20 protein-coding genes are annotated in these 23,467 nt (G+C 69.7%); 16 read left to right on the top strand and 4 right to left on the bottom strand.

Annotation, left to right across the window (positions count from 1 at the left end):
- The first annotated feature begins 38 nt into the window (after window positions 1-38).
- Both uvrB and DY023_RS14210 read left to right on the top strand, forming a co-directional pair.
- Window positions 39-2,117, top strand: coding sequence for an excinuclease ABC subunit UvrB (gene uvrB / locus DY023_RS14215; protein WP_116242989.1), 2,079 nt, complete (start codon window positions 39-41; stop codon window positions 2,115-2,117).
- The gene (locus DY023_RS14210) at window positions 2,117-2,443 is read left to right on the top strand and encodes a TfoX/Sxy family protein (protein ID WP_245958718.1); all 327 of its coding nucleotides are present in this window, start codon (window positions 2,117-2,119) and stop codon (window positions 2,441-2,443) included. Before uvrB ends, DY023_RS14210 begins: the two co-directional genes overlap by 1 nt.
- A 17-nt stretch (window positions 2,444-2,460) precedes the next feature.
- Here DY023_RS14210 and DY023_RS14205 read toward each other — a convergent pair whose 3' ends face one another.
- Window positions 2,461-2,703 (bottom strand): hypothetical protein, encoded by a 243-nt coding sequence (locus DY023_RS14205; RefSeq protein ID WP_116242988.1) that lies wholly within the window; start codon window positions 2,701-2,703, stop codon window positions 2,461-2,463.
- A 46-nt stretch (window positions 2,704-2,749) separates the two neighbouring features.
- Here DY023_RS14205 and DY023_RS14200 point away from each other — a divergent pair, with 46 nt between their 5' ends.
- Genes DY023_RS14200 through DY023_RS14175 form a run of 6 tightly spaced genes read left to right on the top strand, consistent with a single transcriptional unit; the run spans window position 2,750 to window position 7,367 of the window.
- Entirely contained in the window at window positions 2,750-3,193 is a 444-nt protein-coding gene (locus DY023_RS14200) for a MarR family winged helix-turn-helix transcriptional regulator (protein ID WP_116242987.1), read from the top strand.
- A gap of 50 nt (window positions 3,194-3,243) precedes the next feature.
- A complete protein-coding gene (locus DY023_RS14195; protein ID WP_147303309.1) occupies window positions 3,244-3,978 on the top strand; it encodes a DUF4129 domain-containing protein in 735 nt (244 codons plus the stop codon).
- Window positions 3,975-4,460 carry a hypothetical protein gene (locus tag DY023_RS14190; protein WP_245958717.1) on the top strand — a complete coding sequence of 162 codons (486 nt, stop codon included), beginning with the start codon at window positions 3,975-3,977 and terminating at the stop codon, window positions 4,458-4,460. The genes DY023_RS14195 and DY023_RS14190 overlap by 4 nt, the downstream gene beginning before the upstream one ends.
- Window positions 4,461-5,450: an AAA family ATPase gene (locus DY023_RS14185; protein ID WP_116242984.1), complete on the top strand. Its 990-nt coding sequence runs from the start codon at window positions 4,461-4,463 to the stop codon at window positions 5,448-5,450.
- 10 nt (window positions 5,451-5,460) lie between these two features.
- On the top strand, window positions 5,461-6,801 hold the full coding sequence (locus DY023_RS14180) for a DUF58 domain-containing protein (protein WP_116242983.1): 1,341 nt from the start codon (window positions 5,461-5,463) through the stop codon (window positions 6,799-6,801).
- The gene (locus DY023_RS14175; protein ID WP_116242982.1) at window positions 6,798-7,367 is read left to right on the top strand and encodes a hypothetical protein; all 570 of its coding nucleotides are present in this window, start codon (window positions 6,798-6,800) and stop codon (window positions 7,365-7,367) included. Before DY023_RS14180 ends, DY023_RS14175 begins: the two co-directional genes overlap by 4 nt.
- On the opposite strand, the gene DY023_RS14170 is transcribed toward DY023_RS14175, so the two are convergent.
- From DY023_RS14170 to DY023_RS14160, 3 genes are read right to left on the bottom strand one after another with little or no spacing between them, the layout of a single operon-like run.
- Entirely contained in the window at window positions 7,364-8,956 is a 1,593-nt protein-coding gene (locus tag DY023_RS14170; protein ID WP_116242981.1) for an FAD-dependent oxidoreductase, read from the bottom strand. The two genes, DY023_RS14175 and DY023_RS14170, sit on opposite strands and share 4 nt — an antisense overlap.
- Window positions 8,953-11,025, bottom strand: a complete 2,073-nt coding sequence (locus DY023_RS14165; protein ID WP_281271943.1) for a molybdopterin oxidoreductase family protein — start codon at window positions 11,023-11,025, stop codon at window positions 8,953-8,955. Before DY023_RS14165 ends, DY023_RS14170 begins: the two co-directional genes overlap by 4 nt.
- Window positions 11,022-12,428: an MFS transporter gene (locus tag DY023_RS14160; protein WP_116242979.1), complete on the bottom strand. Its 1,407-nt coding sequence runs from the start codon at window positions 12,426-12,428 to the stop codon at window positions 11,022-11,024. The genes DY023_RS14165 and DY023_RS14160 overlap by 4 nt, the downstream gene beginning before the upstream one ends.
- A gap of 192 nt (window positions 12,429-12,620) precedes the next feature.
- Here DY023_RS14160 and uvrA point away from each other — a divergent pair, with 192 nt between their 5' ends.
- The 8 genes from uvrA (at window position 12,621) to tpiA (ending at window position 23,449) form a co-directional block, all read left to right on the top strand.
- Window positions 12,621-15,545, top strand: a complete 2,925-nt coding sequence (gene uvrA, locus DY023_RS14155; protein ID WP_116242978.1) for an excinuclease ABC subunit UvrA — start codon at window positions 12,621-12,623, stop codon at window positions 15,543-15,545.
- Window positions 15,545-17,485, top strand: coding sequence for an excinuclease ABC subunit UvrC (gene uvrC, locus DY023_RS14150; RefSeq protein WP_116242977.1), 1,941 nt, complete (start codon window positions 15,545-15,547; stop codon window positions 17,483-17,485). Before uvrA ends, uvrC begins: the two co-directional genes overlap by 1 nt.
- Window positions 17,486-17,510: 25 nt before the next feature.
- Window positions 17,511-18,416: an RNase adapter RapZ gene (gene rapZ / locus DY023_RS14145; RefSeq protein ID WP_116242976.1), complete on the top strand. Its 906-nt coding sequence runs from the start codon at window positions 17,511-17,513 to the stop codon at window positions 18,414-18,416.
- Between the two features lie 84 nt (window positions 18,417-18,500).
- Window positions 18,501-19,493, top strand: coding sequence for a DNA-binding protein WhiA (gene whiA, locus DY023_RS14140; RefSeq protein ID WP_116242975.1), 993 nt, complete (start codon window positions 18,501-18,503; stop codon window positions 19,491-19,493).
- 198 nt (window positions 19,494-19,691) lie between these two features.
- A complete protein-coding gene (locus DY023_RS14135; protein WP_116242974.1) occupies window positions 19,692-20,318 on the top strand; it encodes a superoxide dismutase in 627 nt (208 codons plus the stop codon).
- A 101-nt stretch (window positions 20,319-20,419) separates the two neighbouring features.
- Window positions 20,420-21,430, top strand: coding sequence for a type I glyceraldehyde-3-phosphate dehydrogenase (gene gap, locus DY023_RS14130; protein WP_116242973.1), 1,011 nt, complete (start codon window positions 20,420-20,422; stop codon window positions 21,428-21,430).
- A 10-nt stretch (window positions 21,431-21,440) separates the two neighbouring features.
- The gene (locus DY023_RS14125; RefSeq protein ID WP_116242972.1) at window positions 21,441-22,667 is read left to right on the top strand and encodes a phosphoglycerate kinase; all 1,227 of its coding nucleotides are present in this window, start codon (window positions 21,441-21,443) and stop codon (window positions 22,665-22,667) included.
- Window positions 22,658-23,449 (top strand): triose-phosphate isomerase, encoded by a 792-nt coding sequence (tpiA, locus tag DY023_RS14120; RefSeq protein WP_116242971.1) that lies wholly within the window; start codon window positions 22,658-22,660, stop codon window positions 23,447-23,449. Before DY023_RS14125 ends, tpiA begins: the two co-directional genes overlap by 10 nt.
- Window positions 23,450-23,467: the final 18 nt, after the last annotated feature.

Raw genomic sequence — 23,467 nt, 5'->3', positions numbered from 1 at the left:
CCGACGCCAGTGTCGGCGGCCCCTCGTAGTCTTGACGTATGCAACCCACGCGCTCGGTCCGCCCGTTCGAGGTCGTCAGCGAGTACGCGCCGGCCGGTGATCAGCCGCAGGCGATCGCCGAGCTCGCCGCACGCATCAACGCCGGCGAGACCGACGTCGTGCTGCTCGGTGCGACCGGTACCGGCAAGTCGGCGACGACCGCCTGGCTCATCGAGCAGGTGCAGCGCCCGACGCTGGTGATGGCGCACAACAAGACGCTCGCCGCGCAGCTGGCCAACGAGTTCCGCGAGCTCATGCCGAACAACGCGATCGAGTACTTCGTCAGCTACTACGACTACTACCAGCCCGAGGCGTACGTCCCGCAGACCGACACCTTCATCGAGAAGGACTCCTCGATCAACGCGGAGGTCGAGAGGCTGCGGCACTCCACGACGAACTCGCTGCTCAGCCGGCGCGACGTGGTGGTGGTCTCCACGGTGTCCTGCATCTACGGCCTGGGCGCGCCCGAGGAGTACCTGCGTGCGATGGTCGCGCTGCAGGTGGGCGAGCGCTACGACCGCGACGCCCTCATCAGGCAGTTCATCTCGATGCAGTACAACCGCAACGACGTCGACTTCTCGCGCGGCAACTTCCGCGTGCGCGGCGACACGATCGAGATCATCCCGGTCTACGAGGAGCACGCGATCCGCATCGAGCTGTTCGGCGACGAGATCGAGGCCCTCTACTCGCTGCATCCGCTGACCGGAGAGGTGGTCGCCAAGCTCGACGCGGTGCCGATCTTCCCGGCATCCCACTACGTCGCGGGAATGGATGTGGTGCAGCGCGCCATCGGCACCATCGAGGCGGAGCTCGCCGAGCGCCTCGCCGAGCTCGAGCGCCAAGGCAAGCTGCTCGAGGCGCAGCGCCTGCGCATGCGTACCACCTTCGACCTCGAGATGCTGCAGCAGCTCGGCTTCTGCAGCGGCATCGAGAACTACTCCCGGCACCTCGACGGCCGCGAGGCCGGCGAGCCGCCGCACACCCTGCTCGACTTCTTCCCCGACGACTTCCTGCTCGTCATCGACGAGTCGCACGTCACCGTCCCGCAGATCGGCGCCATGTACGAGGGGGATGCCTCGCGCAAGCGCACTCTCGTCGAGCACGGCTTCCGGCTGCCGAGCGCCATGGACAACCGGCCGCTGCGCTTCGACGAGTTCAAGAACCGCATCGGGCAGACCGTGTACCTGTCTGCCACGCCCGGCAAGTACGAGATGGGCATCGCCGACGGGGTCGTGGAGCAGATCATCCGCCCGACCGGCCTCGTCGACCCCGAGATCGTGGTCAAGCCGTCGAAGGGGCAGATCGACGACCTGCTCGAGGAGATCCGCATCCGGGTCGAGCGCGACGAGCGTGTTCTCGTCACGACCCTGACCAAGAAGATGGCGGAGGAACTCACGGACTTCCTCGGCGAGCACGGCGTCAAGGTGCGCTACCTGCACTCCGACGTCGACACGCTGCGCCGCGTCGAACTGCTCACCGAGCTGCGCGCCGGCGTGTACGACGTGCTGGTCGGCATCAACCTGTTGCGGGAGGGTCTCGACCTGCCGGAAGTCTCGCTCGTCGCCATCCTCGACGCCGACAAGGAGGGCTTCCTGCGCTCGGGCACGTCGCTCATCCAGACGATCGGCCGCGCCGCGCGAAACGTGTCCGGCGAGGTGCACATGTACGCCGACAACATGACCGATTCGATGCGCAACGCCATCGAGGAGACCGAGCGGCGTCGCGAGAAGCAGGTCGCCTACAACAAGGCCAACGGCATCGACCCGCAGCCGCTGCGCAAGCGCATCGCCGACATCACCGAGGTGCTCGCCCGCGAGGCAGCGGACACCGCCGCCATGAAGGGCGGCCGCGGCAAGGCCGGCAAGAGCGGAAAGGGCAAGGCGCCGACGCCGAACCTGCGTCGCGAGGGCATCGCCGCCGAAGGCGCCGAGCAGCTCGAGGCCACGATCGAAGACCTCTCCGGGCAGATGCTCGCCGCCGCCGAAGAGCTCAAGTTCGAGCTTGCCGCGCGGCTGCGCGACGAGGTCCAGGATCTCAAGAAGGAGCTGCGCGCGATGGAACGGGCCGGGCACGCCTGATGGATGTCGCAGGCGATGAGCTCGCCGATCGCATCCGCGCGCTGCTCGCCGCCGACGGCATCGAGGAGCGTCGGATGTTCGGCAGCAGGGTGTTCCTGCAGGACGGGAAGATCCTCGTCGGAGCCCGCAAGGGCGGCGTCCTTCTGCTGCGCGTGGACGCCGAGCACGGAGCGGAACTGCTTCTGCGACCCGGCGTCTCACGCGCGCGGATGGGCGGGAGCGGGATGAGTGCGAACTGGCTCGACGTGTCGCCGGAAGCACTCCGAAGCGACGACGAGCTGGTCGCCTGGCTGGACATCGCCCGCGAGGACCTGCCTGCTGCCTGAAGCCCCGCGGCACCTGCTCAGGGGCAGTGCATCAGCGGCTTCGGCCCGCTGCGATCGATCTCATGCTGATTCATCGGTGCGCCACAGAGCGGACAGCCGCGCTCGGCGCGCTGTGCGGCGCTGGGCGGCGGAGTCGCCTCGTACGGTCCGACAGATGCGGGCCCCGCGAGGCGGATCAGCCTGCTGTTGAACCACGCGTAGAGGCCGCCGGCCTCGCGGATCCGGGTGCGGAGCGGGACGCGGTCTGAGTGCTTCGGCATAAACCTTAGTGTACTAACTATTAGTGTCATGGGTAGAGTCGATCTCATGACAGAGTCCGACGATCTGCTGCGTCTCGAGAACCAGCTGTGCTTCGCCCTCGTCACCGCGGCACGTAACGTGGTCGCCGTGTACCGGCCGATCCTCGAACCGCTCGGTCTCACACATCCCCAGTACCTGGCCATGCTCGCCCTCTGGGAGCGCTCGCCGCGCTCGCTGCACGATCTCGCCGCCGACCTGGCGCTGGATCCGGCCACGGCCTCGCCGCTGGTCAAGAGGCTCGAGAAGGACGGACTGGTGCGCCGCGAGCGCAGCGCCGAGGACGAGCGCCGGCTCGACATCGCGCTCACAGATGCCGGTGCGCAGCTGCGGGAGCGCGCGCTCGACGTGCCCCGTCAGGTGATGGCCAGGGTCGGGATGGACGGCGGGCAGGTCGCGGCGCTGCGCGACGGGCTCGCGCCCTTCGCGGGCCGTCGCCCCGAGGAGTTCTGATTCTCCACAGGCGGTCGGCGGCGCGTCCACTCCGCCCCTAGGGTGGGATCATGCGCCGTGGTCCCCGTCTCCCCGAAGGGCGGACCGGGGCATCCCGAACGCTCGTGGCCGGGATCGCAGTCGCGGGGATCTTCGTCGTCATCATGCTGGTCGCCGCCCTGCAGGGCCTTCCGGTCTTCCGCCCGATCGATCAGAGCGACTCCCGTCCGCTCCCTGAACCCACCGAACCGATGTCGAGTGGCACGCCCGCGCCACTGCCGGTGCCGCAGCGCGACGACCTGCTCGCGACGATCATCGCTGCGGTCCTGGCCGTGATCGTGTGCCTCGGCGTCCTGTCGCTGATCATCCTGCTCGTCATCGTGCTGCTGCGCCGACTCAAGGAGATCTGGGGCGAGCGTCCGCTCCGAAGCCGCGACGGGGCGGAACTCGACGCTCGTGTGGCCGGGGCGGCCGAGCCTGCGCAAGCGGATGCCCAGGTGATCCGGCGCGGCATCGCAGCCGCGATCCGCGTCATCGGCGAGTCCCGTTACCCGGGTGATGCGATCATCGCCGCCTGGGTCGGACTGGAACAGACGGCGGCGGACTCCGGCGTCACTCGCGGGGAGAGCGAGACGCCGCGAGAGTTCACACTGCGGATCATCGCCCGTCGTGCCGCCACCGAGAAGGACGTCATCGCCCTCGTGGACCTCTACGAGCGCGTGCGATTCGGCGGCCATGTCGCCGATGACGGCGACCGGCGCACCGCGCGCGCATTGCTCGAACGTCTCGAGGAGGAGTGGCGATGAAGGGCCGGATCGTCCTCGGCGTGATCGGCCTGCTGGTCGCCGGTGCCCTCGTGCTGGTCATGACCGGCCTCGGCGTCCCCGTGGAGTTCGCGATCGCCTGGCTGCTCATCCTGGGCGTCATCCTTCTGGCGACGCGTCAGTCGTTCATCGAAGAGGGCGGAGCCTGGCCGCCGGAGCCGCCGACGGTGCTGCTGCGGGGATCCGACGTGTCACGGCTGGCATGGTCGATCAACCCGCGCACCGGCGTCGTGGGGCACGTCATCGTCGCGCGCGTCGAGCGGATGCTGCGACGCCGCCTCGCGCATCAGGGGCTGGACCTCGACGATCCGGCACAGCACGCGCACATAGACGCGCTGATCGGACCGGACATCCGCGAAGTCCTCGGCGGCCGTGAGGTGCGGCGCCGTGACCTCGAACGTGTCCTCGCCGCCATCGAGCGCATCCCGCAGGACGACAACCGCATGGCAGGGCAGGAGAGATAGATGGACATCGACGAGATCACCGAGATCGAGGGCATCGGCCGCCGGGTGCTGGACAGCGTCCGCGGGGCGGTGGTCGGGATGGACGGCCCGCTGACCGTCGCGCTTGCCGCGATCCTGGCGGGCGGCCATGTGCTGTTCGAAGACGTCCCCGGCCTGGGCAAGACCCTCGCGGCGCGCAGCATCGCCACCGCGCTCGGCCTCGACTTCCGCCGTCTGCAGTGCACGCCCGACATGCTCCCCGGTGACGTCACCGGCTCGTACGTCTATGCGCCGGCGACGGGCGAGTTCCAGTTCCGTCCCGGTCCGATCTTCACGGGACTGCTGCTCGCCGACGAGATCAACCGGACTACGCCCAAGACGCAGTCCGCGATGCTCGAGGCGATGGCGGAGGGCCAGGTCACCGTCGAGGGCAACAGGTTCCCGCTGCCCGCTCCCTTCCATGTCATCGCCACGTCGAACCCGATCGAGTACGAGGGCACGTACGCGCTGCCCGAGGCGCAGCTGGACCGCTTCATGGTGCGTCTCTCCGTCGGATACCCGATCTCCGAAGGAGAGACGCAGATCATTCTGGATCGCGTCCGCCGGCAGACGCCCGACGCCGCCGTCGACACGGTCATCGACGCGACGGGGCTGCGCAGCCTGCAGGCGGCCGTCGAGCGCATCCACGTGGATCCGGATGTCGCGCGGTACTGCGTGGATCTCGTGCGCGCCACACGGACGGCGAACAACGTCGCCGTGGGGGCGTCGCCCCGCGGTTCGCAGGCGCTGGTACTGGTCGGCCGGGCACTGGCCGCCCTCGACGGGCGCGGCTATGTGCGTCCGGACGACATCAAGCGCATCGCAGAGCCCGTGCTCGCGCACCGGTTGACGCTCACACCGCAGGCATGGGCGCAGGGGATCGACCCCGCGTCGATCGTGTCGGCCGTCGTGGCACAGACCCCTGTTCCGCCGACCATCGCCGGAGCTCCGAACTCGGCGTACGCACGATGACGAGGGTCGCATGAGCGGGTTCCGGTCCGCCGCGACCTCGACGCCGAACGCCGGTGCGAGGACCTCGGGCGCGCTGACCTGGCATCGGACCCCCGTCGTCGCGGTCGCCCTCGCCGGAGCGGTGGTGCTCGCAGCGACCGGGCTCGCGCTGTCCCGCCCCGACCTCGTCGCCGTCGGCATCCCGCTCGCACTGTGCTTCGTCTGGGCGCTGCGGCACCGCCCGGAAGGCGGCTCGCTCGAGGTCGAGCTGAGTGCTGCGCCGGGCACGGGAGAGGGCGTCGTCACAGGGAACGTCGACATCGAGGCTGCGGACGCCGACTGGGTGCAGCTCGCCGTCGATCAGGCCGGACATCGCACCGGCATGGCGGATGTGGCGCCGGGGGAGAAGGCCCTGCGCTCGCGCAGCAGACTGCGGCACTCCGGCCCGATCGAACTGCTCGCCGTCACGGCGAGGGGTGTCGCGCTGGACGGCGCGTGGGCGTCCGACGCCACACCGAGGGCGTCTCTGCGCTGGAGCGCCGTGCCGGCGCTGCGACGGCTTCGAGAGCTTCCTGTCGCCCCGCGGTTGACCGGGCTGCACGGCAGCCACGAGGGAGCAAGACCGGGGCAGGGCGGCGACTTCCGGGACATCCATCCGTTCGCGCCCGGCGACGAACTGCGCCGTGTGGACTGGCGCGCGACGGCGCGCCTGGCCCGGACGCCGGGCGAACTGTACGTGCGGCGGGTGAACACGCTCAGCGACAGTTCGGTGGTGATCGCCGTCGACACGGCCGACGACCTCGGCGAGGTCGTCGCGACGTGGGGATCGGGCGATCTCGAGCAGAGCGGCACCACCTCGCTCGACCTCGCTCGCGAGGCGGCGCTGTCGCTCGCGACCGCGGCGATCGAGACGGGCGATCGGGTGGCGTTCCACGAGCTGGCACCCGGCGGGCGCACGCTGCGCAGCGGCGCCGGCGCACGATATCTGGCGCGGCTGCGGGACGTGATCTCCGCGACCGGCGTCAGCGGCGACGGCTCGCGGTTCCGGCGCACCCCGCCGATCGCTCAGGGATCGATCGTCTTCGTGCTCTCGACCTTCTTCGACGGCGCAGCCGCCGAGCTCGCGACCCGGTGGCGGGCATCCGGACACGCCGTCGTCGCCGTCGACGTCCTTCCGCAGCCGGACGACACGCGCCTGAGCAGTGAGCAGCGACTCGCGACCAGGACCCTGCTCGCCGAGCGCAGCGACATCCTCCTCGAACTGCGCAGAACCGGCGTCGAGGTGCTCGCGTGGCGGGACGGCGACGCGGACGCCGTGCTGCGGATGCTGCTCCGCGGGCGGCACGCACGGAAGCCGGCGGTGCGGCGATGACAGGCATCCTGCGCAGAGCGCACACCTTCCGCGCGCCCGCATCCGTCCCCGGCGTCGTCGTGCGCATCGTCCTCGTGGCGATCGTGACGGCGGGCGCATTCGCCCTGATCCCGGTGCCGCTGTGGCGCTGGATCGCGATCGTGGCAGCACTGGCCAGTGTGATCGCGCCGCGCTCCATGGTCGCCTGGGTCGCTGCAGGCTGCCTGCCGGTCGGGATGCTGCTGACCGATCCCTCCCCGGCCCGGACGGCGCTCGCCGTGCTCCTGGTGCACGCGATCCACGTGCTCGCGGGGATCGGCCTCACCGTGCCGCTGCGGTCTCAGCTCGCGCTGCGTGCACTGCTGCCGAGCGCCCGCAGGTTCGCCGTCATCGAGCTGATCGCGCAGCCGATCGCCTTCGGGGGAGCGCTGCTGGTCGGCGGATCGACGGGCGTCGCGATCGCGTGGCTGGCGCCGCTGGGCGCCGTACTGCTGCTGGCCGGCATCGTGTTCGCCCTGCGTGGGCTGCGTATGGCGGATGCCGCTCCTGGACCGGGCGCGGGGAACCGATCCGGTGATACGACCTAGCCGACGCGCGCTCCGCCGGTGAGCGGGACGTCACGCGCGATGAGCTCGGCGATCCTCCCGCGGCATCCGCCGCAGCCGGTGCCCGCCCTGGTCGTCGAGCCGACGCACTCCACCGTGTCGGCGCCGTCGGCGAGGGCATCGCTGATGCGCTGCACCGTGACGCCGTTGCACCAGCACACCGTCGCATCCGGAGCGAACGGATCGGTGCCGAGCGCCTCGCCGGAGTCGACGCCGTCGAGCCGCAGCAGCGCGCCGCGATCGGCGGGCAGCTCTCCGCCCCGCTCGAAGAGCAGGGCGAGCTCCGCGCCCGCTCTGGGCATGCCGACCGCCACGAACCCCTCCAGCACCCCGGCGCGGGTGACCATCTTGACGTAGCAGCCTCGGGCCGGATCCAGCCACTGACTCACCTGCCGCCGGTGCGCGCAGGCATCCGCATGCGGGTCGTCGTCCCAGGGATCGGCGTCCACGGCGCCGCCGGAGATGACGTCCACGCCCTCGGCTTTGAGCGCCACGACCGCGGGACGATCAGCAAGCGGATGCATCTCGTCGCCCGCGCCGCAGAGCCACGCCGAGAGAGCGTCCGCCTGGCGCCATCCGGGGCCGATGAGTCCCGATGGGGCTCCCGCGACGTGCCCGTCGGCCCTGGCCGAGTCGCGCGCTGCCACCTGCGCGCAGTCACCGATCGCGAAGATCGACGGATCCGTCCATGAGGCGAGCCGCTCGTCGACGAGGATGCCGGTGGCCACGGCGAGGTCGGACGCGGCGGCGAGCTCCACGCGGGCGGATGCGCCGACGGACAGCAGCAGAAGATCGCCGCGCACGAGTGTGCCGTCTGCGCAGAGCAGGGCGTCGAAGCGGATGCCGCCGCTGTCGTCCGTGCGGGTGACGATGCTCTCGGCGACGGCATGCGCCAGCATCTGCACGCCGGCGCCCCGTGCCGCGCGGGCGAGCATGCGGCCGCCGTCGTCGTCGAGGTTGCGACTCATCGGTACGCCGCCGGTGTGCACGACGACGACCTCCGCGCCCTGTTCCCTGGCGGCGAGCGCGACCTCCAGCCCGAGCACGCCTGCGCCCAGCACGACGATCCGCAGTCCGGCGCGAACAGCGGCGGCGACCTGCTCCGCATCCGCGAGGTCGCGCAGCGCGGTGACCCCGCGGGGGAGGTCGTGCTCACCGCGATCGAGCAGCTCCGGATGCAGCGCTCTGGACAGACGGTGCCGGCGCGCCTTCTCCATGCCGAACAGCGTGGGTACGTTGGCGCGTGCGCCGGTGGCGAGCACGAGCCGGTCGTAGGCGATGCGATCGCCTCCGCTGGTGTGCACGACGCGCCGGCTCCTGTCGATCGAGACGGCCGCCTCGCCGAGACGGACGGATGCCCCGGCTGCGGCCGCCGCCGCGGCTCCTGGCAGGTCGAGCCGCTCCCGCGTCGCCCTGCCGACGGCGAGTTCCGCGATCAGGACGCGGTTGTACGCGTCATCCTGCTCTGCACCGAGGACGGTCAGCGTGACGGCTCCCGCGCGCACCGCGGGAAGCATCCCCTCCACGAAGCGCGCGCCGACGGGCCCGAACCCGATCACGACGATCCTCATGAGACGTCCCCCTCCGCCCGTGCCACTGTGACCGGGGTCCTCTTGAACTCGGGCATCGCCGAGACCGGGTCGACGACCGCTCTGGTGAGCAGATTCGCGCGGTCGTCGCCGGGGAAGTGGAACGGGAGGAAGACCGTGTCGTGCCGGATGCCCGAGGTGATCTCCGCCCGCACGCGGACGGTACCGCCGTCGTGGGAGATCTCGACCATGTCGTCGGCGGCGATCCCGAGATCGGCGGCGGCCGCCGGGTGCAGCTGGACCGTCGCCCGCGGACGTGCCTGGACCAGCTCGTCGACCCGGCGGGTCTGCGCCCCGGACTGGTAGTGCTCGAGCAGGCGCCCGGTGATGAGGGTCATACCCGGGTTCGGGGTCGCGGCGCCGGGGGAGACCGCCACGATGCGCGCCCGACCGTCGGGGTGGGCGAACGACTCTGCGAAGAGGCGCGCCGTGCCAGTGGTGCCGGCGGGATACGGCCAGTACGCCGCCTCGCCGCTGTCGAGGAGCGCATGGCTGAGGCCGGAGTAGTCGGCGGGACCTCCCGCAGAGGCTCTGGCGAGTTCGTCGAAGACCTCCGCGGCATCGGTCGGCCAGCTGCCCGGAGCCCGCAGACGACGGGCCAGCTGCTGGAGGATCCACAGCTCGCTCCGCGTCTCGCCCGGTGCATCGATCGACTTCCGCCGCCGGATCACGCGGCCCTCGAGCGAGGTCATCGTGCCCTCCTCCTCGGCCCATTGCGTCACGGGCAGCACGTAGTGCGCCAGCTTCGCGGTCTCGGAGAGGAAGAAGTCGCACACGACCAGCAGGTCGAGTCTCGCCAGATCCCGTGTGACGGTTGCCGCGTCCGGTGCGGAGACCACGACGTTCGAACCGTGCACCAGGAGGGCGGCGACCTCGTCGCCGAGCATTCCGAGCAGTTCCATCGCCGGGACGCCGGGGCCGGGAAGAGTCCTCTCCTCGACGCCCCACACCGCCGCGACGTGCTTCCGCGCAGCGGGATCCGAGATCCGGCGGTACCCGGGGAGCTGGTCGCACTTCTGCCCGTGCTCCCGACCGCCCTGGCCGTTGCCCTGGCCGGTCAGCGTGCCGTACCCCGCGCCGGGCCGTCCCGGCAGGCCGAGCACGAGGGCGAGGTTGATCGCGGCGGTCGCGGTGTCGGTGCCGTCGGCGTGCTGCTCGACACCGCGACCGGTGATGATGAAGGTGCGCCGGTGCTCGGCGAGACGACGGGCGATCGTGCGCAGCTGCGCCGCCGGCACTCCCGTCAGCGACTGCACCCGCTCCGGCCACCATGCGGCGACACTGCGCTGCAGTTCCTCGAGGCCGGTGGTGCGCCTTCGCAGGTAGGGGAGATCCGCGAGGCCCTCGGCGAGCACGATGTGGGTCAGGCCGAGCAGCACCAGCAGGTCGGTGCCCGGGGCCGGCTGCACGTGGATCCCGCCGCCGTCCTCGAGCAGCCTGGCGGTCTCGGAGCGCCGCGGGTCGACGACGATCAGGCCGCCGGCCGCGCGCGCCCCGGTGAGGTGGCCGAGCAGAGGCGGCATCGTCGCGGCGACGTTCGACCCGAGGAGCAGGATCGTCTCCGCGCCGTCGAGATCGGTGACCGGGAACGGCAGCCCGCGATCGATGCCGAAGGCGCGGTTGCCCGCCGCCGCAGCGCTGGACATGCAGAACCGGCCGTTGTAGTCGATCCGGCTGGTGCCCAGCGCGATCCGGGCGAACTTGCCGAGCTGATACGCCTTCTCGTTCGTGAGCCCGCCGCCGCCGAACACGCCGATGCAGTCGGCGCCGCGCTCCTCGCGCAACGCCACGAGTCGCGCTGCGATGTCGTCGAGCGCGTCATCCCAGGAGACCTCCTCGAAACCGGCATCCGTCCGCCGCAGGGGCGCGGTCACACGGTCCGGATGCCGGAGCAGTTCGGCCGAGGTCCAGCCCTTCTTGCACAGTCCGCCGCGATTGGTCGGGAAGTCGCGGGGCGCGACCGAGGCACCGGCCTCATGCGGCGTCAGTGTCATCGCACACTGCAGAGCGCAGTACGGGCAGTGCGTCGAGGCGACCGACGCGGACGTCACAGCCGCGTCCCCGCGCGCCGGCCGGCCCGCACGTAGACCACGGCCGTCACGGTGATCATGATCAGGTAGGCGCCGACGAACCAGCTCAGTCCGGTCGAGTAGCCGCCCGTGCCTGCCTTCGACCAGCCGAGCGCCTGCGGAATGACGAATCCGCCGTAGGCGCCGATCGCCGAGATGATGCCGAGGGCGGCGGCCGCCTTGCGCTGAGATCCGACGTCGCCCGCGGTAAGGTGGGCGTCCTCCGCTCCCGCACGCCAGGCGAACACCGTCGGGATCATCCGGTAGGTCGCCCCGTTGCCGATTCCGCTCGCCGTGAAGAGCAGCAGGAACAGCCCCAGGAATCCCCAGAACCCGATCGTCGGCAGCGTGAGGATGACGACGGTGGTGAGCGCGGCCATGGCGCCGAACGCGACCAGGGTGATCGATGAGCCGCCGAAGCGGTCGGCGAGCCTGCCGCCGTAGGGCCGTGCGAGAGATCCGCACAGAGCGCCGAGGAACGCGAGCGACAGTGAGGCGGTGCCGACGTGCAGCTGGGAGTACTCCGGGAACTGGTCGGCGAGGAGCTTCGGGAACACGCCCGCGAACCCGATGAAGGAGCCGAAGGTGCCGAGATAGAGGAACGCGAGGATCCACAGGTGCGGCTCTCTGAACGCGGCGACGGAGGCGGCGAAGTCGGCGCGGGCGCTGGACAGATTGTCCATGCGCAGCGCGGCGCCCACGACGGCGACGATGATGAGCGGCACCCAGATCCAGCCGGCGGCGGGGAGGTTCAGGGTCGTCGCCGCTCCCACCGTGATGACGATCGGCACGACGAACTGCGCCACGGCTGCGCCCAGGTTGCCGCCGGCCGCGTTCACTCCCAGCGCCCAGCCCTTCTCGCGCTGCGGATAGAACGAGGTGATGTTCGACATTGAGGAGGCGAAGTTGCCGCCGCCGAGTCCGGCGAGGGCGGCGACGCCGAGCATCACCGGGAACGGCGTGTCCGGGTTGCTGACGCACAGCGCGAGACCCGTCACCGGGAGCAGCAGCAGTGCGGCCGAGATGATCGTCCAGTTCCGCCCGCCGAATCGGGGGACCATGAACGTGTAGGGGAAGCGCAGGGTGGCGCCGACGAGACTCGGCATCGAGATCAACCAGAACGTCTGCGTCACACCGAAGCTGAAACCTGCCGCCGGCAGCGAGATCACGACGATCGACCAGAGCTGCCACACCACGAACCCGAGGAACTCGGCGAAGATCGACCAGCGCAGGTTGCGCGCCGCGATGCGTCGTCCCTCGTGCTCCCATTGATCGCGGTCCTCGGCATCCCAGCCGTCGATCCAGCGGCCTGCCCTGACGGTCAGGGCGCCGGGGGCGAGGACGGGGCCCGTGCGCGGGGCTGGTGCGGAGTCGATCGCGGTCATGGTGTCTCCGATGCTCGGATGCCGGCCTGATGACCAGGAGGCTACGGGGGTGCTGTTTCGGTGCCGTCGCCGTTCGGTGTCGGCGGTGTAACGCCGGACTCACACGAGTCGCGTCCGGTTGTGAGGACCCACGGATGCCGCGCCTGAGTGCTCTCCGAGCCCGATGTCGGTGGCCACTCCTAGACTTGTCTGGTGCCCATTGTTCCCGTCGCCAGCTCAGCCAGAACCAGCTCAGGAGTGCTCAGTGTCCGCGGTGCCCGCGTGCACAATCTCAAGGATGTCGACATCGAGATCCCTCGCGATTCGCTGGTGGTCTTCACCGGCCTGTCCGGCTCCGGCAAGTCCAGCCTCGCGTTCGACACGATCTTCGCGGAGGGGCAGCGCCGCTACGTCGAGTCGCTGAGCGCCTATGCGCGGCAGTTCCTCGGCCAGGTCGACCGGCCGGACGTCGACTTCATCGAGGGGCTCAGCCCCGCGGTGTCGATCGACCAGAAGTCGACCAACCGCAACCCCCGCTCGACGGTCGGCACGATCACCGAGATCTACGACTACATGCGCCTGCTCTGGGCGCGCATCGGCGTGCCGCACTGCCCCGAGTGCGGGGAGCGCATCCAGCGGCAGACCGTGCAGCAGATCGCCGATCAGCTCATGGAGCTGCCGGAGCGCACCCGCTACCAGATCGTCGCGCCGGTCGTCTCGCAGAAGAAGGGCGAGTTCGTCGACCTGTTCCGCGAGCTGGGCGCGAAGGGCTACTCGCGCGCGATCGTCGACGGCGAGCTCATCCAGCTGGCCGAGCCGCCCACCCTGAAGAAGAGCTACAAGCACGACATCGCCGTGGTCGTCGACCGCCTGGTGGCATCCGACGACATCCTCGGCCGCGTGACCGATTCGGTCGAGACGGCGCTCGGCCTCGCCGGTGGCGTCATGCAGGTCAACTTCGTCGACGAGCAGGGGGATGCCGCCTGGCAGTCGTTCTCCGAGAAGCTCGCGTGCCCGAACGGCCACCCGATCACCCTCACCGAGATCGAGCCGCGCACGTTCTCGTTCAACGCGCCGTTCGGTGCGTGCCCGGCCTGCTCGGGTCTCGGCACCCGGATGTCGGTCGACGTCGACCTCATGCTCGGCGACGAGGAGCTGTCGATCCGCGAGGGCGTCATCATCCCGTGGACCACGCAGGGCAAGGGGCTGTTCCAGTACTACGAGCGGCTGCTCGAAGGGCTGTCGAACGACCTGGACTTCTCGCTCGACACGCCCTGGCGCGAGTTGCACTCCGATGTGCGCGAGGCCGTGCTGCGCGGCGACAACTACAAGGTCACGGTCAAGTGGAAGAACCGGTACGGCCGCGAGATGCGGTACACGTCCGGATTCGAGGGCGTCGTGCCCTACATCGAGCGGCAGTACATGCAGGCCGAGTCCGACACACAGCGCCAGCGCTGGGCCGAGTACCTCCGCGAGGTGCCGTGTCCGGTCTGCAAGGGCGACCGGCTGCGCCCCGAGGTGCTGTCGGTGCTGGTGCACGGCCACTCCATCTCGGAGGTCTCGCACCTCAGCCTCGCCGACGCCCGCGAGTTCATGGAGCACCTGGTGCTGTCCGACCGCGAGGCCAAGATCGCCGCGCAGGTGCTGCGTGAGATCCGGCTGCGACTCGACTTCCTGCTGCAGGTCGGCCTGGCCTACCTCAACCTCAGCCGCTCGGCCGGCTCGCTGTCCGGCGGTGAGGCGCAGCGCATCCGTCTGGCGACCCAGATCGGCTCGGGACTGACCGGCGTGCTGTACGTGCTCGACGAGCCGTCGATCGGTCTGCACCAGCGCGACAACCGCCGTCTGATCGAGACGCTCGAGACGCTGCGCGACCTGGGCAACACCCTGATCGTGGTGGAGCACGACGAGGAGACCATCCAGGCCGCTGACTGGGTCGTCGACATCGGCCCCGGCGCCGGCGTCGGCGGGGGAGAGGTCGTGCACTCCGGCCCCTACACCTCGCTGCTGGCTGACGAATCCTCGATCACCGGTGACTACCTCTCCGGTCGTCGCGAGATCACCACGCCGGCGAAGCGCCGCCGCATCGATCGCAAGCGGATGCTCGGCGTTGTCGGCGCGCGCGAGAACAACCTGAAGAACGTCTCGGCCGACTTCCCTCTCGGCGTTCTCACCGCGGTCACCGGCGTCAGCGGATCGGGAAAGTCCTCGCTGGTCAACGACATCCTGTACCAGGTGCTCGCCTCGAAGCTGAACGGCGCCAGGACCGTGCCGGGCAAGCACACCAGGGTCACCGGACTCGACAACCTCGACAAGGTCGTGCACGTCGATCAGGCGCCGATCGGCCGCACGCCGCGGTCGAACCCGGCGACCTACACCGGCGTCTTCGACCGCATCCGCACGCTGTTCAGCGAGACACCGGAGGCGAAGGTGCGCGGCTACCTTCCCGGCCGGTTCAGCTTCAACGTCAAGGGCGGGCGCTGCGACGCGTGCTCCGGAGACGGCACGATCAAGATCGAGATGAACTTCCTGCCCGACGTGTACGTGGACTGCGAGGTGTGCCACGGCAAGCGGTACAACCGCGACACGCTCGCCGTGCACTACAAGGGCAAGAACATCGCCGAGGTGCTCGAGATGCCGATCGAGGAGGCCGCCGTCTTCTTCGAGGCGATCCCTGCCATCTATCGGTACATGAAGACGCTGGTCGACGTGGGGCTGGGGTACGTGCGGCTCGGCCAGTCGGCGACGACGCTCTCCGGCGGAGAGGCGCAGCGCGTCAAGCTCGCGACGGAGTTGCAGCGCCGCTCGAACGGCCGCAGCATCTACGTGCTCGACGAGCCGACCACGGGTCTGCACTTCGAAGACGTGCGCAAGCTCCTCGAGGTGCTGAACGGCCTGGTCGACAAGGGCAACACCGTGATCGTCATCGAGCACAACCTCGACGTGATCAAGTCCGCCGACTGGGTGATCGACCTCGGACCGGAGGGCGGCGCCGGTGGCGGCGAGATCATCGCGACCGGCACGCCGGAGCAGATCGCGCGCGTCGAGGGCAGCCACACCGGGCAGTTCCTCGCCGAGGTCCTCGGCACTTCGACAGGCTCAGTGACCCAGCTCGTCAGGGAGCGCAAGGCCGGCTGATGGCGGACGTCCTCCCGTACAAGCCGCGCACAGGGGAGATTCCGACCGATCCCGGGGTGTACCGGTTCCGCGACTCCGACGGCCGGGTGCTCTACGTCGGCAAGGCGAAGAACCTGCGTCAGCGGCTGTCGAACTACTTCGCGCCGCTGCGGACGCTGCACGAGCGCACCCGCCGGATGGTCACGACCGCGGCATCCGTGGAGTGGACAGTCGTCGCGACCGACGTCGACTCGCTCCAGCTGGAGTACATGTGGATCAAGGAGTTCGATCCGCCGTTCAACGTGCGCTACAAGGATGACAAGTCTTACCCGTTCATGGCGATCACGCTCGCCGACGAGGCACCGCGCGTGATCGTCACACGCAATCGCCGGATCCCGGGCGCGAAGTACTTCGGACCGTACCCGAAGGTCTGGGCGGTGCACGACACCATCGAACTGATGGTCAGGGCCTTCCCGATCCGCACCTGCAGCGACGCCAGCTACCGCAAGGCGATGCAGACCGGCCGGCCGTGCTTCCCGGGTCAGATCGGTCGCTGCGGCGGACCGTGCTCGATGACCTGCACCATCGAGGAGCATCGCGCGATGGTCGACGACTTCATCGCGTTCATGGAGGGGGGCGACGAGCGCTTCACGCGTGAGCTAACCAAGCGGATGCGGGAGGCGTCCGCCGCCATGGACTACGAGGCGGCGGCGAAGTATCGCGACAAGCTCGCCTCCATCGATGCCGTCCTCGGCAAGAGCGCGCTGGTGCTCGCCGCCGACGAGGACGCCGACCTGTTCGGCATCGCGGAGGACGAGCTGTCCGCGGCCGTGCAGCACTTCGTGATCCGGGGCGGCCGCGTGCGCGGCGTGCGCGCCACGGCCATCGACAAGGAGATCGACATCGCGGGGCCCGAGCTGGTCGACCAGGTGCTGCAGCGCGCCTACGGAGAGTCCGGCGACATCCCGCGCCGCATCCTGGTGCCGTCTCTGCCCGATGACGCCGCCGAGCTCGAGCAGTGGCTCCGCGAGAAGCGCGGCAGAAAGGTCGAGATCGCCGTCGCGCAACGCGGGCAGCGGGCCGAGCTCATGCGCACCGCGACGCTGAACGCGACGCAGGCGCTGATCCGGCACAAGACCAAGCGCACGAGCGACTACGTCGCGCGCACACAGGCGCTCACCGACCTGCAGGAGGCGCTCGGCATGGCCGAGGCGCCGCTGCGCATCGAGTGCTTCGACATCTCGCACCTGAGCGGTACGAACGTCGTGGCCTCGATGGTGGTCTTCGAGGACGGGCTCCCGCGCAAGGATCAGTACCGCTCGTTCAACATCACCGAGACCACGGACGACACCGACTCGATGTACCAGGTGCTCATGCGCCGCCTCGCGCACATCGACAGTGAGGGTTCGCCGGTCGTTGAGCGAGCGGAGCGAGACGAAACGCCGGATCCGACCGCTGAGGTGGGCGATCCTTCGACGGGCGCAGGGAACGGATCCAAGCGCCCCCGCTTCGCCTACCGGCCGCAGCTGCTGATCGTGGACGGCGGGCAGCCGCAGGTCGCCGCGGCCGCGCGGGCGCTGCACGACAGCGGCGTGACCGGCATCGCGCTGTGCGGCATCGCCAAGCGCCTCGAGGAGATCTGGCTGCCGGGCGATGACTTCCCGGTCATCCTGCCCCGCACCAGCGAGGCGCTGTATCTCGTGCAGCGGCTGCGCGACGAGGCGCACCGGTTCGCGATCACGCATCAGCGCCGCAGGCGCCGGCGCGACATCACCACGGTGCTGTCCGAGGTGCCGGGACTCGGTGACGCGAGGATCAAGGCGCTGCTGAAGCACTTCGGGTCGGTCGCCAAGCTGCGAGCCGCCGACGCGGAGCAGATCCAGGAGGTCCCCGGCATCGGTCCGTCGCTCGCGCGCACCATCCAGGCGAGGCTCTCGAAGGGCGCCGTGGAAAAGCCCTAAGCTGGATGCGAGGGGAAGGGACCACATGACTGCGGCGGAGACGGCGGACGAAGCGACCACTGTCGAGGAGCAGGGTGAGTTCCTCATCGTCACCGGGATGTCAGGGGCCGGCCGAACCACGGCGGCGAACGCCCTGGAGGACCTCGGCTGGTACGTGGTCGACAACCTGCCCCCGCAGATCCTGCGTCCGCTGCTCGACCTCACCGGCATGGGTGGCGCGAACCTGCCAAAGGTCGCCGCCGTCGTCGACGTCCGCGGACGCAACCTGTTCGACGACTTCCCGGGTGTCGCGCGTGCGCTGCGCTCCCGTGGCTCCGGCGTGAAGGTGCTGTTCCTGGACGCCTCGGATGACGTGCTGGTGCGCCGCTTCGAGTCCGTGCGGCGACCGCATCCGCTGCAGGGCGACGGGACTCTGCTGGACGGCATCCGCACGGAGCGGTCGCGTCTGGCGATGGTCCGCGAGGCCGCGGACCTGGTGATCGACACCTCGAGCCTGAACATCCACCAGCTGGCCACGCAGGTGACCGAGATGTTCTCCGAGGAGGGGGCCGCGCGCCACAGGCTGACCCTGCTGAGCTTCGGGTTCAAGTACGGTCTGCCCACCGACGTGGACCTCGTGGCCGACATGCGCTTCCTGCCGAACCCGTTCTGGAACGACGAGCTGCGCGGCCTCACCGGCCAGGACGACCAGGTGCGCGATTACGTGCTCTCGCGCGACGGCGCCCAGGAGTTCCTGGACGCCTACGCCGCCGCGCTGGTGCCGGTGCTCGAGGGATACCAGCGCGAGAACAAGAGCCACTCCACGGTCGCGATCGGATGCACCGGAGGCAAGCACCGCTCGGTCGCGATGGCCGAGGAACTGGGCCGCAGGCTCGGCCAGATCCCGGGAGTCGCGGTCAACATCCGCCACCGCGACCTCGGCCGGGAGTAGGCTCTCTGAATCGTCGAGGGCAGGCTCTTCCTTGTAAGCTTGTCCCTTGCGCCGCGATCCGGCGCGCGGAGCAAGAGGAGTCCCGTGGCACTAACCACCGACGTCAAGGCGGAACTGGTCAGCATTCGGAACGCACCCCCTTCGGTGCGTGTCGCGGAGGTGACCACCATCCTCCGGTTCGCCGGCGGACTGCACTCCATCGCGGGGCGCGTCGCGGTCGAAGCCGAGGTGGACGCCGAGACGCTGGCGCGTCGAGTCGCCCGTGATCTCGCGGAGATCTACGGTGTGCGGCCTGAGATCGCGCAGGTGAAGTCCAGCACGGCACAGACCGGTGGCGCGGCGGAGAGCCCGCGCTGGGCCGTGCGCGTGATCGCCGCCGGTGAGACCCTCGCCCGCCAGACCGGTCTGCTCGACCCCCGTCGTCGTCCGGTGCGCGGACTGCCGAACCGCCTGACCACCGGCTCCCGTGAGGAGCTCGCCGGCATCTGGCGCGGCGCATTCCTGGCTGCGGGATCGCTGAGTGAGCCCGGCCGTTCGGCCGTGCTCGAGGTCGCCTGCCCGTCGTCCGAGGCCGCGATGGCCCTCGTGGGCGCCGCGCACCGACTCGGTATCGCGTCCAAGGCCCGCGAGGTGCGCGGCATGCCGCGCGTCGTCGTCCGCGAGGGGGAAGCGATCCGCGGCATCCTCGCCGTGATGGGTGCGCAGCGCACCGCCGCCGCGTGGGAGGAGATGCGTCAGCGTCGCGAGGTGCGCGCCGGTGTGAACCGGCTGGTGAACTTCGACGACGCGAACCTGCGTCGTTCGGCGCAGGCCGCGGTCGCCGCCTGCGCGCGCGTCGAGCGCGCGCTCGAGATCCTCGGCGACGAGGTTCCCGACCACCTCCGTCTCGCGGGACGCCTGCGTCTGGAGCACCGTGAGGCCAGCCTCGACGAGCTCGGCCACCACGCCGAGCCTCCGTTGACCAAGGATGCCGTCGCCGGCCGCATCCGCCGTCTGCTCGCGATGGCCGACAAGCGCGCGCAGCAGGAGGGCATCCCGGGCACCGAGGCCGCCGTACCGGCCGGGCTCGACGGCTGACACCGGCATTTTTTCCGCATCGTGGGCGCTTCCGCACAGGAGGCGCCCACGTCTGCGTTTCCGGCGGTCATCTGCGGAAGCATCCCGTCCGCAGGCGCGTTGTCGTCAGTAGGATGAGACTCGTCCGCTCTGCCCCGCACACGGCGGCGCAGGGGAACGACAAGCGCCGCGGCGCGGCGCGGATTGGATGAATTCGACATGGCGACTTACACGCTCCCCGACCTTCCCTACGACTACGCGGCGCTCGAGCCGCACATCAGCGCCAAGATCATGGAGCTGCACCACGACAAGCACCACGCGGCGTACGTCGCGGGCGCGAACGCTGCGCTGGAGCAGCTGGCCGAGGCCCGGGAGACCGGCAACTTCGCCAACGTCAACCGTCTCGAGAAGGACCTGGCGTTCCACCTCGGCGGTCACGTCAACCACTCGATCTTCTGGACCAACCTGTCGCCGAACGGCGGCGGCCAGCCCGAGGGCGAGCTCAAGGCCGCCATCGAGGAGTTCTTCGGCTCCTTCGAGAAGTTCCAGGCGCACTTCACCGCCGCGGCCATGGGCATCCAGGGCTCCGGCTGGGCCGTGCTGAGCTGGGACCCGATCGGCAAGCGACTGATCATCCAGCAGCTGTTCGACCAGCAGGGCAACACCGCCCAGGGCACGATCCCGCTGTTCCAGCTGGACATGTGGGAGCACGCCTTCTACCTGGACTACCTCAACGTCAAGGCCGACTACGTCAAGGCGGCCTGGAACATCGCGAACTGGGAGAACGTGTCACAGCGGTTCGTAACGGCGCGCGAGAACACTGCGGGTCTGCTGGTACTGTCGTAAAAGATGGGCGTCCTGATGGGCGCTACAGCCCATCAGGACGCCGTTGTCCGTGCAATCCGCAAGAATCACGCAATTCCTAGAGTAAGAACCAGGAGACTTTCGTGTCTGTCAAGATCGGTATCAACGGCTTCGGTCGTATCGGGCGTAATTTCCTCCGCGCGGCACTCGCGCAGAACGCTGACCTGGAGATCGTCGCTGTCAACGACCTCACCGACAACAAGGCCCTCGCGCACCTGCTGAAGTACGACTCGGTCGGCGGACGCCTCGGTGTCGATGTCTCCTACGAGGGTGACGTGATCACTGTCGGCGGCAAGGACATCAAGGTCTTCGAAGAGCGTGACCCCGCCAACCTCCCCTGGGGTGAGCTGGGCGTCGACATCGTCATCGAGTCGACCGGTCGCTTCACCAAGGCCGAGGACGCCGCCAAGCACATCGCGGGCGGCGCCAAGAAGGTCATCATCTCCGCTCCCGCCACCGGCGCGGACGGCACGTTCGTCGTGGGCGTGAACGAGGACACCTACGACCCGGCGAACCACAACATCATCTCCAACGCGTCGTGCACCACCAACTGCCTCGCGCCGCTGGCCAAGGTGTTCAACGACACGTTCGGCATCGAGCGCGGATTCATGATGACCGCGCACGCCTACACCGCCGACCAGAACCTGCAGGACGGCCCGCACGGCGACCTGCACCGTGCCCGTGCTGCGGCGATCAACATCGTCCCGGCTTCGACCGGTGCGGCGAAGGCCATCGGCCTGGTGCTGCCCGAGCTGAACGGCAAGCTCAGCGGCTCGTCGTACCGCGTTCCGGTGCCCACCGGCTCGATCGTGGACCTCACGCTGGTGACCACCCGCGACGACCTCACCATCGAGGAGATCAACGCCGCGTACCGCGCGGCCGCCGCTGACGGACGCCTCGAGGGCATCCTGAAGTACAACGAGGACCCGATCGTCTCGAGCGACATCCAGCTCGACCCGCACTCCTCGATCTTCGACGCCGGCCTGACCAACGTCGACGGCAACCTCGTCAAGGTCTCGAGCTGGTACGACAACGAGTGGGGCTACTCCAACCGTCTCGTCGACCTGACCGAGTACGTGGCCGAGCGTCTCTAAACTCTCTTCCATGACTCTGCGCACCCTCGACTCCCTCCGGGACACCGTAGGTTCGCTGGAAGGCAAGCGCGTCATCGTCCGTTGTGACCTCAACGTCCCCCTGCGGGACGGGGTCATCACGGACGATGGCCGTGTTCGGGCCTCCCTGCCGACCCTCAACGCACTGATCAACGCCGGCGCCCGCGTCGTCGTCTGCTCGCACCTGGGCCGCCCCGACGGCGCGCCCGACCCGAAGTACAGCCTCGCCCCGGTGGCGCAGCGCCTCTCCGAGCTGCTCGGCAAGCCGGTCGCCTTCGCCCGCGACACAGTGGACGAGTCGGCCCAGCAGGCCGTCGCGTCGCTCGAGGACGGCGGCGTCGTGGTGCTGGAGAACCTGCGGTTCAACCCGGGCGAGACCTCGAAGGACGACGCCGAGCGCGCCGCCTTCGCCGCCCGCCTCGCAGCTCTCGGCGATGCCATGGTGTCCGACGGGTTCGGCGTCGTGCACCGCAAGCAGGCCAGCGTCTACGAACTCGCCCAGCAGCTGCCGTCCGCGGCCGGCCTGCTGATCGCGACGGAACTGGACGTACTGGACCGCCTCACCGAGAAGCCCGAGCGTCCGTACACGGTCGTGCTCGGCGGCTCGAAGGTCAGTGACAAGCTCGGCGTCATCTCGCACCTGCTGCCGCGCGTCGATCGTCTGCTCGTGGGCGGTGGAATGCTGTTCACCTTCCTCGCTGCCGAGGGCCACGCCGTGGCCTCCAGCCTGCTCGAGAAAGATCAGCTCGACACCGTGCGCGGCTACATCACCGAGGCGAAGGAGCGCGGGGTGGAGCTCGTGCTCCCCACCGACGTCGTCGTGGCATCCGGCTTCGCGGCCGACGCGGCGCACGAGGTCGTCGCGGCCGACGCGATCGAGCAGAGCTCGTTCGGTGCATCCGGCATCGGCCTCGACATCGGTCCCGACACCGCCGCGGCATTCGCCGCGGCCATCCGCGACTCGAAGACGGTGTTCTGGAACGGCCCTATGGGCGTGTTCGAGTTCCCCGCGTTCGCAGCGGGCACCAAGGCCGTCGCACAGGCCCTCACCGAGATCGACGGTCTCGGCGTGGTCGGCGGCGGTGACTCGGCCGCAGCCGTGCGCCAGCTCGGGTTCGCGGACGACCAGTTCGGACACATCTCGACGGGCGGAGGCGCCAGCCTCGAGTTCCTCGAGGGCAAGAAGCTCCCCGGCTTGGAGGTACTCGGATGGCTGTGACGAAGAGGACCCCGCTGATCGCGGGGAACTGGAAGATGAATCTCGACCACCTGCAGGCGGTCGCCACGGTGCAGAAGCTGCACTGGACGCTGAAGGATGCGGGGCACGAGAACGGCTCCGTCGAGGTGGCGGTGTTCCCGCCGTTCACCGACATCCGCAGTGTGCAGACGCTGATCGACGCCGACAAGATCGCCTTCGGGCTCGGCGCGCAGGACGTGTCGGCGCACGACTCGGGTGCGTACACCGGCGAGGTGTCCGGTGCGTTCCTGGCGAAGCTCGGTGTCGGCTACGTGATCATCGGGCACTCCGAGCGCCGCGAGTACCACGCGGAGTCGGACGAGATCGTCAACGCCAAGGTGCGCGCGGCGCTGAAGCATGGCCTGGTGCCGGTGATCTGCGTGGGTGAGACCGCGGAAGACCTGGAGAAGCACGGCGCCAGTGCCGTGCCCGCGGGGCAGCTCGAGGCGGCCCTGGCCGGTGTTCCGGCGTCCGCCGACATCGTCGTGGCCTACGAGCCCGTCTGGGCGATCGGCTCAGGCCAGGCGGCCACGCCGGCGCAGGCGCAGGAGGTCTGCCAGGCGCTGCGCCAGGTGATCGCCCGTGTTCTCGATGAGGATGCCGCGGCGCGCACGCGCGTGCTCTACGGCGGCAGCGTGAAGTCGGGCAACATCGCCAGCTTCATGCGCGAGCCCGACGTCGACGGCGCCCTGGTGGGCGGCGCGAGCCTCGTCGTGGACGAGTTCGCGGCGATCATCCGCTTCGAGAAGCACGTCGGCGTCTGAGCGTCGGGGCGGGCCGAA

Source organism: Microbacterium bovistercoris, assembly GCF_003387575.1.
Classification (GTDB): Bacteria; Actinomycetota; Actinomycetes; order Actinomycetales; family Microbacteriaceae; genus Microbacterium; species Microbacterium bovistercoris.
This window is presented reverse-complemented; position numbering and strand designations above follow the sequence as displayed.